The following is a 13152-nucleotide window of genomic DNA, read 5'->3' as shown; positions in this document are numbered from 1 at the left end:
TCATCAATTTGCAGGGTCGAGTGTCTGCTATGTCGTTTCAAACGCGCGTGATTGTGGATGAGCGAGAAAGGGATTCTGGCGTGCCTGACGTTCTCAAAGCGTTGGGGTTGCAGGTTGATTATCGGATGCTTGAGGTCGGTGATTATGTTGTTTCCTCTGACTGTGCTGTGGAGAGAAAAGCAGGACGAGATTTTGCCAAATCACTCTACTCGGGTAGACTGTTTGATCAAGCGCGAAGGTTGCGCCAATTCTATAGCCGCCCTGTGTTTGTGGCTGAAGGTGATCTGCAACTGCTGATCGGCGAAAGTGCCAAGCCGAGAGCCTATTGGGGAGCGTTGGCGACGCTTGCGTTTCAGTTCGGGTTGACTGTGTTTTTCACTGCTAATGCACGGCAAACTGCGGATTTGATTCGTACTCTTGCCAAGCGTTCTGGGTTGACTCGTGCGCCCAAAGGTCCATGGGTGCAGAAGAAGGTTCGAAGGGCTGATGTGCAGAGGATGCAGTTGTCGCTTGTGGCTTCTCTGCCGGCGATTGGACCTAAGCTTGCGGAGCGCGTCTTGGGGCGGTTTGGAACTGTGCGTAGGGTTTTTTCCGCCTCGGTTGCTGAGCTGTGCACTGTTAAGGGTGTGGGTAGGGTGAAAGCTGAAAAGATAGCTGCGTTGCTTGACCGAGAGTATAAACCAGCTCCGAAGCGGGAGAAGCATGTTACTCTTGATGCTTCTTGATTCCACCGCAAGATTTTTAGATGTCTAAAAGGAGTATTCGCTTCCCGAGGCGAGTCGGCGTGAAATGGTTGAAGGCGGCGGTAGAGGAAATTCTCTCAGGCGCCAAAAGAGCCATAGATGAAATGGATGAAAGCCAAGTTGAAAGAATGATACAACTGCTTCTAGACGCCCTGGACAAGAAGATTTTTGTTGTGGGCATGGGTCGAAGCGGGTTTGTTGGACGCGCCTTTGCATTGCGCCTCATGAATTTGGGTTTCAATGTCTACTTCTTGGGCGAAACCATAACTCCGGCGGCTGGAAAAGACGACTTGGTCATTGCCATCTCGGGCACGGGTATGACTAAGTTGGTTGTGAGTGCTGCGGGCGCTGCTAAGGATATTGGTGCAAGGGTTGTGGCGATCACTTCGTACATGGAGTCTCAGCTTGGGCAGATGGCGGATCAATTGGTGTTGGTGAAAGGGAGAACTAAGATGGGTTGGCCGCGTGAAGAAGACTATCTGGCGCGTCAGATTCTGGGTGAACGCGAGCCTCTCAGTCCGTTGGGAAGCGTGTTTGAAAACAATTGCATGGTGTTTCTAGACGGCTTAATCGTCGAACTCATGTACCGTATGAAGAAAGATGAAAATGACTTGCGAAGTCGTCACGCCACTATCGAGTAACGCTTAAAAGTGAACATACAGCTATTCTGCGTAAAGTCTACTATGACCGTTCAGGGGCTTGCTTGAAACGAAGGGGAAATCAAAGCGGAAACGGATGCGCAGGGAAAAGCGGAAGCGCGAGAAGAGACGTGAAAGATACAAGTAGAAATTCTGTAGTTGGCTTCAAGTTAGTACATGTGAGAATCTGGAATATAGTGTTGCTCGGGAGAACGAATTGAAATTAGAAATTTCCGACGGAAAATTAAGAATAGACCTCGGAGACTTGGAGAAAGTCTTAGCCATCAGAGGCGGGTTTGAAATCCCGTTGGAAAACATTGTAAAAGTTGGGACTGAGGCTCACCGGACAGGCTGGAGAGAAGTAAGAGCTCCTGGAACGCATCTGCCAGGGGTGATAAAGGCGGGGACTTACCATACGCCCAGAGGCAGAGAGTTCTGGTATGTAACGGAGAAGGGTGTTTTGGTGCTTGAGTTGGAGCATGAGTCCTACACGAGAATTGTCCTGAGCATAGATGATAACGAGAAATGGGCTGAAAGAATCAAGGAAGCTACTTCGAAACAGCGTTGAAGCACGGTTTCATGTGCCGTCTATTTTCGAGCGACTAGTGAAGTCGTGTGTTGATCTGCTTTCTATGTTGTCTATGGCTTGGGCGACTTTTACTAGGGCTTCTACTTGACGGGTTAGGCTGCGCATCTAGCGTAGTTTGGTGTCTGGGTTAACTTTCTTGTTGCGTATCTGGTGGACAGCGTATTCTATGCCTTTCTTCAGGCTAGCCGTAGTAAGTAGCAAGAATGACAGGCTCTGGACCCGCTGACGAGAGTTCGAATCTCTCCCGGGCTACCATTGTTTTTGATTCTGAGGCTGGTTTGGTATGATAAGGGTGTCAACTTTGTTGAAGCACCTAAAAAGCAGTACTGGGGCGGCTACGCAGCCATATTTGCGGATCCAGATGAGAACTTGTTCTACCTCGTGCAAAGAGAAGATTAACTCTTTTGTTAGCGCGCGCGACCAAAGTCTACCTTTTCTGGCAAAATGCTCGGCATCTTCCGCTTCCTAAAACAATCAAAAGTTTACCAAATTTGGAAAAATCGTTCGACTGCCCTTCTTCCAGCGCACTTACTACCCTTTAAATAAGGGGAAATTGGTTTGATATTAGATCGACCTTGCGTTTAATGAGCCGACCAAGATACAAGGTTGCTTGGCGCCCTGTTCTTTATATCTACTTAATTGCAAGTGTAATTTCGATACCTTTTCAACAAACACTTGCCGCCGAGGAAAATGATTGGCTGAAAGTGACTCAAACAAATGTCGGATATTTCATTAACAGCGCTACGCCCCACGGGAACCTGTCCTTCAGGTTTGAGTTTTCTGAACTTGAAGAACCTCAACGAGTGGCTTTCGTTAACAATACAGGGCGTTATGCCATCGAATACATATTGCCTGTTGAATTGTGGGAGTATGCAGACACCATTGAAAACGGATATTTTGACTACACTTACTCGGAGTGGGTGTCAAGTCCGTATAGCAACGCTCTGAATGAAACCGTTTTCGCCTATTACAAGAACTTTTGGTTTTCAGAAATCACCAACGTAACAACTCGTAGCGATGCTGGCGGTAATGTCGTCTGCGAATGGTCGATAAAGGGGTCCGCCGGGCTCTCACACCCATGGCCCGAGAAGGAGGTGCTCGTACCCATAGAATACACGTTCCATTACTCACCGCTCAACGGAAGCCTAAAAACGGATTTCGATATGGAAAACTTCGCATCAAAAAACGAAACGTCGCGCCTGTTCATTGAGTTCTCAATGCGCTATACGTCTGAGGAAAATGAAAGTGTTGAAGTGCTGAATAACCAGGAAAAGCTTGAGGTCGACTCTGTAAACGATCAGCACAAGCTCAATTCAACCACGATTTTCTTGGCAGCCAACGACCAAGTTAAAGGTTTCTTTGATTTTGGTGGGATGCTCAAAATAGACAACTCAACAACCACGCCTGTTGGCGCCGTTGTTCCATGGATTGAACGTGGATATCAGCACTTCTCTCCGACGTATGGTTTCAGCGCTGCCGTCGGAATTCAATTAAGCTACCCTCATGTTAACAAAACTCTAACACATGACCCAAATTTCGGCTTAGAAGCATCATATAAAGCTCCGACAGCCAGTAACCCATCCGGCGGCGAACCCGTAACGTTTCCAAACCTTTACGGTGAACCCACATGGAAAATACTCCTCATAGGTGGGACAATAGCCTTCGCAACAATCGCAATAATGACTATCATTATTTTGAGGCGTAAGAGAAAAATTCACTTGAAATTACACCCTCCCTTTAAGTCTTGACCACGTTTCATAAGTTTCTATACTCTAAAAAATGGGGTCAGCTGAGCACTTTTAGCCCTGCTTTATCGCAGATTCTCTTCAGCCTCTGTAATTCTTTGCCTGTGTAGAACCTGGCTATCACTGTTTTAGGCGCTCGACCCTGAAACACATCCACGTCTCTATCGGGAACCCCAAGCTCGCCCAATTCAGTTGAATACCACTTCCTAAGCACCTAAGGCGGCATCCTCACACTCGCGCCATCGGTTAGTACTATAACAAATGAGTAGTTTCGTCCAGTTAAGAGGGGTATTTCTTTTCTTCGACTATGTCTCCTGCAACCGTTATCAAAAGATTGTTCCCGTTTATCGAAACCACCCTTATGCTTTCTATCCAAATTGTAAAACCTCCAGAACCTTTCAGGAACCTGCACAATCAATTTCCCACCAGCTTCCTTCATAGGAATTTTCTCAAGAAAGCAAGAGATCTTTCTCACTTACTGCAGCACCGTTTGCCGTCACCAAGTATACAGCGACATACCGACACTCAGAAAGTCGTTATTATTACGGTCTCCAAGGGAAAGTTAATAACATCTGAAACAGAACCCAGCTCCACAACGCCATCCGTTGACGAAGCCACGCCCTAAACCTGACGCAACACAGGGCATGAACAGAGCCAAGAATACCATACAAGAACCCAAACAGACCTCGAAAAACAACATTTCAGACTCGTTGATGTCACCCGGAACACTCTGACGACGACATCCACACAGCTTCAGCCGCACAATTGCTAGAAGAAGGCTAAAGGGAAAAACCGCCTTCTTCTTCCGAATTTACTCTTCCGCAGAGCCACATCACATCAACATACAGCAGCATGCGCAAACTTCACGCTTGGCAACATTGAAGCGCACCACAAACTATGTTGAAACGCACCACAAACCAAAAGTAAACAGCACCTGAAACGCCATTCAAAAACAAAAACAGAACCCGAAACGCAAACAGAAAACTGGAACTTTCACCGCAAAATTTTTTTTCTGCACTCATACTAACCCTCTCTCTGCCCGAAACGTTCACAACAAACCTTATATTTGGCGCCAGCAATTCCCTTCAAACGTAGCTCAGCCCATAAGGAGCCAAGCATAAAAACGCGGCTTTTGCCGACGAAGCTTGAACGTTCCGATTGGCAGGCTCACTTCCGCGACGAGGACGAAACAAGAACATGCCGCAAACGCTCCTAAAAGCAAGCAAAAGCCTAGCAGCAGAACTAAGACTCGAAACACGAGCAAACAGCTCTATAAGTTTCTCGACACGCTCACCAACAACAGCACAGGGAACCGCGGAAAACTAACCTTTTAGCTGAAGGGAGGCGACTTTTTGAAAATAAAGGACCTCAAAGACGGAATGAAAAAAGTAGAAGTTGAAGCCAAAGTCACAGAAAAAACAGGCCCACGCGAAGTCATCTCAAGATACAAAGACCAAGTGTACCGCGTAGCCAACGCAACCATCAGCGACGGCACAGGCAACATCAAACTAACCCTATGGAACGACCAAATAGAACAAGTCAACGTCAACGACAACATCCGAGTTGAAAACGGCTACATCACATCATTCAGAGGCGAAATCCAACTCAACGTGGGCAGATACGGAAAACTCAGCATAAACCAGTGACGCAGCAAAAAAAGTCCAAGTCAAGGAAAAAGAGTGTAAACCAAACGCGAGGTGAGAAAGATGGATTATGAAAGAAGAGAACGAAGAGGAGGCTACGGAGGAGGCTACGGAAGAAGAGAAGGAAGAGGCTTCGGTCCCAGATTCCCACCTAAACCAGTGGAAATAGGCAAGGAATACGACGTGGAAATCCAAGAAGCAAGCCGAAGAGGCGAAGGCATAGCAAGAATCAAAGGCTTAGTTGTATTCGTCCCAAACACCAAGCCAGGCGACAAAGTCAAGATCCGCGTAACGCGAATCAGCCGAAGATTCTGCGAAGCCGAGGTGGTGGGTCAAGCTGAAGCTAAAGCTGAAGGCGAAACCGCAGAAGTAAAAGAAGCCGAAGAAACCCAAGAAACCGCAGAAACCGAAGAGACCGAAGAGACGGAAGAAACCGAAGAGACGGAAGAAGCAGGAACCGAGGAATAAACAGACTATAGCATACCTTTCACGCCCTGTTTCAACCTCGCTTTCTTAACAAACTATTTTTTTATTACCCTTTACAAAGAAAAATCCAAAGCCTTAAGTCTGCACGAACAGAAGTCTGCGACGGGAGAGCATCAAAGCTGAGGCTGAAAGGCAAAGTAGTCCTAGTTAAGGGCGGCTCAAGAGGCATCGTACGGGCAATCTGCCTCAAACTGGCGCTAGAAGGCTGTGACGTAGTCGTCAATTTTATGAAAAACCGTGAAAAAGCAGCCGATGATTCTGCGCAAGATAAGCCAAAAGAAGAAAAAGGGACTTGACCCTTGTCCTCATACATCGAAGTCGTGTTTCAGCCCTACGGAAAGCGAACATTAGTCCCGGGCGGAACCACAATCATCGATGCAGCAAAAAAACTGGGCATTGACATCTCTTCTCTATGCGGTGGAAAAGGCACCTGCGGAAAATGTAAGGTCAAAGTGCAAGAGGGACTAGAGGGATTAAACCCGCTTACAGAACAAGAGTTAGATTATTTATCTAATGATGAAATCGAGACTGATTTCAGACTAGCTTGCCAAGCTAAGCTAACGCTTCCATCAACTATTCTTGTTCCAGAAATGAGCAGAGTTGGAAAACAAAGACTACAGACAGAGGGCATCGAAGTACCGGTAGAACTCAACCCTCTAGTAAAGAAATACTTCCTCCAACTGCCCAAGCCAACACTTCATGATGCCCGGTCGGATGAGGATAGAATTCTGGATTCACTCAAAGACGAGCATGGTCGCCTAGGCTTTCTTGACTTTGATATTGCCAAGGATCTTTCAATTATTCTGAGAGAGGCAGAATGGGCTATTACCGCTGTGATGTGGGGAGACAAGGTAATTGCCATTGAGCGTGGAGACACCACTGGTCGATGTTTTGGTTTCGCAGTCGACATAGGCACCACAAAGCTTGCTGGTTTTCTAATGGATTTGAACAAGGGCAACGTGGTTGATGTTGTGGCTAGAGCAAACCCCCAGATTCCATTCGGAGAAGACGTGATGTCGAGAATTGCCTACGCCATGAATGGAGGATGGACCGCATTAAACGAACTTCAAAAAGCTGTGGTGTCCGGAATTAATGAAATGATCGAAGAATGTTGCAAGAAAGCAGGTTTGAAATATGAGGAAGTCTATGAACTCTGCTTTGTCGGCAACACCTGCATGCAGCTTCTTTTTCTTGGCATTTGGCCACGTCATGTAGCTTTCTCCCCCTACCCCCCCGTATTAAGGCGAGGCGTTGACACCAATGCTTCAAAGCTAGGCTTGAAATCGCACGTCAACGCAAATGTACACTTCCTGCCGATTATCGGCGGTTTCGTAGGAGCAGACAGTGTCGCCGACATTATGGCTGTGAAGATGCTTGAGTCAGATGAGACCATAATGGACATAGACATAGGAACCAACACCGAAATAGCGATCGGAAACAAGAAATCAGCGATGATTGACTCATGCGCATCAGGTCCAGCTTTTGAAGGCATGGAAATCAAGTTTGGCATGAGAGCCGTAGGCGGAGCCATCGAGAAAGTTAGCATCGCCCCTAAAACATTAGAGGTCAATTACCGAACCATAAATGACGTTGCCCCTATTGGAGTATGCGGATCAGGGCTTATTGACACATTGGCTGAGCTACTCAAATCTGGACTGATCGATGTCAAAGGCACTTTCGTAAAGGAAATGACGAAACGTACCAATAGACTCAGGCAAGGGCAAAATGGTTGGGAGTTTGCGCTTGCATGGAGAACTGAAACGGGCACCAATGCAGACCTGTCGATAACACAAGGAGACATAAGGGAACTGCAGAAAGCAAAGGCCGCTATGCATGCTGGCTGCGAAATCTTGATGAAAAGAATGAACCTTACAGAAAACGACATAGACAAGCTATACATGGCTGGTGCCTTCGGAAACTACATAGATCCTGAGAGCGCAAGAACAATTGGAATATACCCAGAGATATCAATTGAGAAAATCCATTTTGTGGGGAACACTGCAGGAACAGGAGCAAGAATGTGCCTGGCCTCAAAGGAAATGAGAGAACGGGCTGAAGAAATATCCAAAAGAGTAAAGTACTTTGAACTAGCTGCCGATCCAGAGTTTCAGTCTGAGTACATTAATTCAACATACCTGCCACACGTTAACCTGAACAAATATCCAATAACAAAGAGGCTACTTGAAAGACTAGGCAAATCGCGACTCTAATATCCGCAACCACTAAAGGACCTAAGACAAGGATTGTGCTTTTTTCCCTAGTTTGACCTTTCGACAGTGGTCTCAAGCAAACACGGAGGAACTCGTACAGTAGCTACCAAAGGAGTGGCATCACGTGATACTTTGAGGCCGAATGAAAAAACAGCAGCGATTCAGTGACTCGCAGAAAGGCATATCCACCAAAAAAACGGAGCATGCCATTCTCTGAAAAGCTTAGGCAGTACGTTGCGAAGCGATTAGCCTTGGTTTGAAGTCTGAGCATGTGCTGTTCGTAGCGCTATGTGGGCGGGCGCTTTCCGTCGTCTGGTTTCGAGAAGCTTTTTGTCGAAATACTCTTGCACACAGATCTTGAACCTTGGGATTCCTTTCCACTTCTTTTTGAACTCTTCCAGCCCCTGATTGCAGGACCATCCGATGTCGAGCCATTCAAACTTGTTCTCTTTGGCATAAACGATTTCTTTGTGAATTATGAAATCCGCTAAAGAGGGATAGTCTAGGTAGAAGCCTACCGGCGTGGCCATCGTGTTGCCCAGAAAATCGACAACGTCAAATCCTATCAATACGCCTTCCCGAAGCACGTTGAAAAGCTTGGCTGTCGAGCTTTTTATGATATAGTTTTGCAGTCTTAGATAGAGTTGATAGTCCCAGAGATTGTAGTTCTTTTGTGATATATGATAAGCCATGATATAGGAGTGAGCAGGTGTGATCTCCTTGCCCACGTTTAACGTGTATCCTCGCTTTATAGCGTTTTTCACACGGTATCTGAGGCTGTCATAGGGGCCGCCTCGCAGGTTTTCGTCGAACTCGTCGAGTTTGATCTGGTAGTCGCTGTCCGAGAAGGCGTTCTCGCAGCAGTAGTCGGCAATCGCAGGCGGCAACTCCTCTGGAGAAGCCGTTCTTATTTGTCTTGGCTGAAATTCCGTGAGTGAAGCTTTGACGCACTCTAGCCGGTCTATCTGATTGTCGCTGTCTTTAAGTGCGAACAAAGTCAGCCACAGCATCTTGCCTAAAGGGTCATGATAGACAAGGTAGGTGTCTTCGTAGATGTAAGCTTCACCATAAACTTGTGCGTTAAGTGTGATTAAATGCTCATCAAAGTATCCGCGTTGTTGGCAATGAGGCACGCGTTCTTCGGTAAGTCTTTGCACTTGGTAGTAAGCCTCGAATTTGAAAAAGTTCTGTAAAAGGTTTCTCTTAAATATTTTGTGTTTTGGTTCTCAAGCATTAGACTTGAAGCCAGAGGGCAAAGGTTTAGACGTCCAACTGCTTTCTGATGGAAGTTGACCAAAATGTTCATTTGCACCTTGGAAAACTTTTCATTCTCTCACTGCACTATAGTGGACTCAAATCTAGGGTTGTGAACGAGCGATGAAACGCGAAGATTTCTTGACTACGCCTGTGATGCATATGAAACTCGGCTCCGACATGACTGTGAACCAACTGGTTGAGCAGTTCAAGAGTTCTGGCTCTTTTGGCGCTGGGAGATTGGCGTTGGCTTGTGACATTTTTGAGAAAATGGCTCAAGACAAAACATGCACCATTTTCCTCGCGTTGGCAGGAGCCATGGTGCCGGCTGGCTTGCGCACAGTAATAGCGGATTTAATGAGAAGAAGACTTATCGATGCACTTGTTAGCACCGGAGCTAACATGGTCCACGACCTGATTGAGGCAGTTGGTGGGCATCATTATCAGGGACACTGGCTTGTTGATGATTATCTCCTGTATAAGTATCACATTTACCGAATCTACGATGTTTTCGTGCCTGAGGAAGACTTTGTGAAAGCTGATGAAGCGCTAGTGAAAATATTCGATGAGATCGCAGAAAAAACTGAGGGAAAACCATTGTCCACCAATGAACTTATGCGTGAGATCGGAAGAAGACTCAAAGACAGGGACTCGATAGTGCGCTCGGCATACGAGTCTAACGTGCCCATTTTTCTGCCCGCTATGCGTGATTCAGAGTTCGCTTACGTGCACAGAGTACATCACAAAAGGAATGAACCGGGGAAAGCGTTGATGGTTGATGCGTTTCGGGAAGTGCCTGAGTTACTGGACATCAACGAACGTTCTGAACGTTTAGGCATGATTTGTTTGGGTGGAGGTGTGCCTCGCAACTCGGTTCAGCATGCGGCGTTGATGGCAGGCAAGGGCTTCGACTACTCGATTGTTGTCACAACCGACAGACCTGAGTCGGGCGGGCTGTCCGGATCAACAATCGAAGAGACAGTAAGTTGGGGGAAGACGAAACACAAAGCGAGCAAAGTTATGGTGATTAGCGACGCCTTGATTGCCTTTCCGCTGATGACTGCCGCTGTTCTTGAGCGTCTTGGAAAGGGCTTCCACAGAAAGGGTAACCCGTAGTTTTAAGGGGTGTGAGCCTACGATGAAGAAGACTGAACACATGCGCAAAATCTGTGGCAATTGTCGCTACCACAACGCGTACCAGTATCCCGATTCAGTGTTCTGCTTTGCGAAGTTTGCAAGGCGAAAGAAATCAGTAGTCTCCATCCTCTTTAGTTGCAGTGAATGGGAGAGCAAGCTGCAGGAATGTAACTGTCTTGAAGATTACTTGAAAAGACACAAGAAAAGCACTAAATGAGAGTTACAAATAAGAGCGAACTTGAGAAAGAGGGCTTTTAGGCTGTAGCTTTTTTCCTTCGTCTTCTTGCAGGCTTGGGCTTTTCCTCTACAGCAGCCTCTGCAGGCGCTTCAATCGGGGTGGGTTGTGCTGCCTCCACTGGTGCCTCAACAGCTGGTGGAGAGGACTCAGTCGGTTGTGGTGGTGAAGGTTCAGGCGAAACCGAAATTTCCTCGATATGCGTTGGAGGCGGAGTAACGGACTCAACTGACTCCTCTGCTGGTGGTGTTGATTCCACACTTGTGGGTGTCGGAGTTGGCATTGGTGTTGGTTCTGCTGGGGGGATCATTGCTTTTGGCCTAGCCGAGTAGCCCACCGCTGCTGCTATTATGCCTATCATCATGAAAACAACTGTAACAGTGACCCCGCGAGCCATTGAAGCTGTTGCTGTAAGTTCCCACCCTGGAATAATGCTTGATGCAAAAATGGCTCCCAATATGAAGCACATTACTGCAACGCCGTAAAGTCCATAATCTGATCTCATTTTTCTTCTAGTTCTCCTTTGTCTCTTCTTAGTTCAACGTAAGAATCTTAAATAATTTTCTGACGTATTCGCTCAAAAATGCGGCTAGAAAGAGGTTTTCCTTCCAGAATTAAGCCTTTTCTCAAGGAGCGAAGTTAGATTTTCCTTCGTCAGGATGACAAATTATATAAAGATTCAGCAATTATGTTCTATAAGAAAAATCCATTTGAGAGAGTGAGAATTTGGCAGAGAAGAAAGTGTTTGTCAGAAAAGCGACTGGACTGGTCAGAGAGATCGGCTTCCTCACGGCAATATTGATCGTAGTGTGTAACATGGTTGGTCTTGGCTGGCAAAAACGACTGTTCCAATTCACTGGACCAGCAATAGTTCCAGAAAATGCTTACTTTCTAGGGTTACCGCCAATAGTGATGGCTTTCATAATCGTAGGCATTGTTGTTCTCTTGACAGTGTGGGTCTTTGCGATTCTTGGCGCGGCGATGCCTAGATCTGGAGGCGGCTACGTGTACATCTCAAGGATTCTCAGCCCGTCTCTTGGTTTTCTCGCGTCTTGGACAGAGTTTTTCAGCATCGCTGTTTCTTTTGGGCTTATAGGCACGGCGGTTTTCGAGGCTATACTCATCTACTCCCAGTTAGCCCGGTTACCTTCAAGTCTTATTACTACCTTGGCCACACCTGAGGTTCTGCTAGTCGGTGGAATGATCATTGTCATCCTGTTCTCGCTGCTTGCCACTTTAGGCGTCAGAATGGCAGGTCTATTGCTTCAGATAATGTTCTGGATCCCTGCAGCGATAACCATTCTCATTTACGGTTTGCTGCTTACTGCCTCGCCTCAGACTATGGAGTCAGGCATTCAATCTTTCACTGGACAGCTGCCCGTGGCGTTTACTAATGATGCTTTGTCGCAAGGCATGGCTCCCTTTGCAGGAGGTTACTGGGGAGCGGTCGCCTATGCTTCATTGGGCGCATACTGGGCTTACATAGGATTCGCGGCGTCAACTTTCGTGGCTGGTGAGATCAAAGAAGTTGCAAAACGCTTACCCAAGACTTTATTCATTGCCAACGCGTTTGTAGTCTTCCTTTACATATCAATTTCCGCGCTAGTTGCAAGAGCAGCAATGATGGTCGGACAAGTCACAAGTGCAGGCAACACTTACTCGTTCTTCAGCGCGTACTCTTTCTTGTCTTATGGAGGCGCAACCTTGCCATCTGCGCTGCCTAAGGCGTGGATGCCGAACATTGCAACTTTCGTCGCGTTTGGAAACGGCATAAACTGGTTGCCCATTCTAGTGCTCGTGTTCGCAGCTTTCTGGGTCGCCAATGATATTCCGCCATTCATCTTGACTTCCTCAAGAATAGTCTTCGCAATGGCTTTTGACAGAGTCCTGCCTGAGAAACTTGCCGAAGTGAACGAAAGGTGGCACTCGCCCATATGGGCCGTGCTCTTCGTAATGCTAGTGGCTTTCATAGGCAACTTCGCAGAATCTGATGTATTTCCCAAGTGGCTAGGCTCAAATCACATTCTATCCAGATTCATAAACTCTGGCGGCGGCGTGGTGGCCACTGACATATGGGACACGATATTCTTCCTCTTGGCTTCGGTCGCAGGTCTCATGTTCGTTTACCGTCGAAAAGACATCTATGAACGGTCCTCCTACAAGCCCTCACTTGGGGGAATTCCAGCGGTTACAATAATCGGCCTGCTTGCAACGATAGGTAACCTTTGGTTGCTCTATGCCGTTGTGGCTCCTCCATATGGTTACGGCACAACCTACCCTGAGGTCTGGTACTTCACGATCATCCTCTTGGCCATTGGAGCTCTCATATACTTCTACTACAGAAACAAGGGCACCAGAACAGGCGTCGACTACGGCACAATCTACGCGGAAATTCCACCTGAATAAACCCCTTTTTCTCTTTTTCTTTTTATTTCGCAAATCTTAAAGTAACTATCGATCATGTTAGTTGGA

Annotated in this window: 13 protein-coding genes; 10 read left to right on the top strand and 3 right to left on the bottom strand. The window is 46.9% G+C overall.

Features of this window, described 5'->3' with window-relative positions; all coding sequences use genetic code 11:
* The first annotated feature begins 29 nt into the window (after positions 1-29).
* From VJ249_04430 to VJ249_04410, 5 genes are all read left to right on the top strand, one after another.
* On the top strand, positions 30-725 hold the full coding sequence (locus VJ249_04430; protein HKZ93813.1) for an ERCC4 domain-containing protein: 696 nt from the start codon (positions 30-32) through the stop codon (positions 723-725).
* A gap of 20 nt (positions 726-745) precedes the next feature.
* Complete coding sequence (gene hxlB / locus VJ249_04425) at positions 746-1384, top strand: 6-phospho-3-hexuloisomerase (protein HKZ93812.1); 639 nt, start codon at positions 746-748, stop codon at positions 1382-1384.
* A gap of 214 nt (positions 1385-1598) precedes the next feature.
* Positions 1599-1949: a hypothetical protein gene (locus tag VJ249_04420; protein ID HKZ93811.1), complete on the top strand. Its 351-nt coding sequence runs from the start codon at positions 1599-1601 to the stop codon at positions 1947-1949.
* Between the two features lie 282 nt (positions 1950-2231).
* On the top strand, positions 2232-2369 hold the full coding sequence (locus VJ249_04415) for a VOC family protein (protein ID HKZ93810.1): 138 nt from the start codon (positions 2232-2234) through the stop codon (positions 2367-2369).
* A gap of 305 nt (positions 2370-2674) precedes the next feature.
* Positions 2675-3718: a hypothetical protein gene (locus tag VJ249_04410; protein ID HKZ93809.1), complete on the top strand. Its 1044-nt coding sequence runs from the start codon at positions 2675-2677 to the stop codon at positions 3716-3718.
* 37 nt (positions 3719-3755) lie between these two features.
* Here VJ249_04410 and VJ249_04405 read toward each other — a convergent pair whose 3' ends face one another.
* Positions 3756-3929, bottom strand: coding sequence for a hypothetical protein (locus tag VJ249_04405; GenBank protein ID HKZ93808.1), 174 nt, complete (start codon positions 3927-3929; stop codon positions 3756-3758).
* Between the two features lie 1138 nt (positions 3930-5067).
* On the opposite strand from VJ249_04405, the gene VJ249_04400 reads away from it, so the two are divergent.
* The 3 genes from VJ249_04400 (at position 5068) to VJ249_04390 (ending at position 8054) form a co-directional block, all read left to right on the top strand.
* Complete coding sequence (locus tag VJ249_04400; GenBank protein ID HKZ93807.1) at positions 5068-5361, top strand: OB-fold nucleic acid binding domain-containing protein; 294 nt, start codon at positions 5068-5070, stop codon at positions 5359-5361.
* Positions 5362-5421: 60 nt separating this feature from the next.
* Positions 5422-5826, top strand: coding sequence for a TRAM domain-containing protein (locus tag VJ249_04395; protein HKZ93806.1), 405 nt, complete (start codon positions 5422-5424; stop codon positions 5824-5826).
* A gap of 317 nt (positions 5827-6143) precedes the next feature.
* The gene (locus VJ249_04390) at positions 6144-8054 is read left to right on the top strand and encodes an ASKHA domain-containing protein (GenBank protein ID HKZ93805.1); all 1911 of its coding nucleotides are present in this window, start codon (positions 6144-6146) and stop codon (positions 8052-8054) included.
* Between the two features lie 245 nt (positions 8055-8299).
* On the opposite strand, the gene VJ249_04385 is transcribed toward VJ249_04390, so the two are convergent.
* Positions 8300-9211, bottom strand: a complete 912-nt coding sequence (locus VJ249_04385; protein HKZ93804.1) for a hypothetical protein — start codon at positions 9209-9211, stop codon at positions 8300-8302.
* A gap of 220 nt (positions 9212-9431) precedes the next feature.
* On the opposite strand from VJ249_04385, the gene VJ249_04380 reads away from it, so the two are divergent.
* A complete protein-coding gene (locus tag VJ249_04380) occupies positions 9432-10424 on the top strand; it encodes a deoxyhypusine synthase family protein (GenBank protein ID HKZ93803.1) in 993 nt (330 codons plus the stop codon).
* A 275-nt stretch (positions 10425-10699) separates the two neighbouring features.
* On the opposite strand, the gene VJ249_04375 is transcribed toward VJ249_04380, so the two are convergent.
* On the bottom strand, positions 10700-11185 hold the full coding sequence (locus VJ249_04375; protein ID HKZ93802.1) for a hypothetical protein: 486 nt from the start codon (positions 11183-11185) through the stop codon (positions 10700-10702).
* A 221-nt stretch (positions 11186-11406) separates the two neighbouring features.
* Here VJ249_04375 and VJ249_04370 point away from each other — a divergent pair, with 221 nt between their 5' ends.
* Entirely contained in the window at positions 11407-13086 is a 1680-nt protein-coding gene (locus tag VJ249_04370) for an APC family permease (GenBank protein ID HKZ93801.1), read from the top strand.
* Positions 13087-13152: the final 66 nt, after the last annotated feature.

It is taken from the genome of Candidatus Bathyarchaeia archaeon, assembly GCA_035283685.1.
Classification (GTDB): domain Archaea; phylum Thermoproteota; class Bathyarchaeia; order Bathyarchaeales; family Bathyarchaeaceae; genus DATETJ01.
Note: the sequence above shows the minus strand (reverse complement) of the source record. Positions and strands in the feature narration are given on the sequence as shown.

Coding starts and splice junctions, on each gene's coding strand:
- VJ249_04430 (HKZ93813.1), top strand. CDS start 30: ATGTCGTTTCAAACGCGCGTGATTGTGGATGAGCGAGAAAGGGATTCT.
- hxlB (HKZ93812.1), top strand. CDS start 746: ATGTCTAAAAGGAGTATTCGCTTCCCGAGGCGAGTCGGCGTGAAATGG.
- VJ249_04395 (HKZ93806.1), top strand. CDS start 5,422: ATGGATTATGAAAGAAGAGAACGAAGAGGAGGCTACGGAGGAGGCTAC.
- VJ249_04380 (HKZ93803.1), top strand. CDS start 9,432: ATGAAACGCGAAGATTTCTTGACTACGCCTGTGATGCATATGAAACTC.
- VJ249_04375 (HKZ93802.1), bottom strand. CDS start 11,185: ATGAGATCAGATTATGGACTTTACGGCGTTGCAGTAATGTGCTTCATA.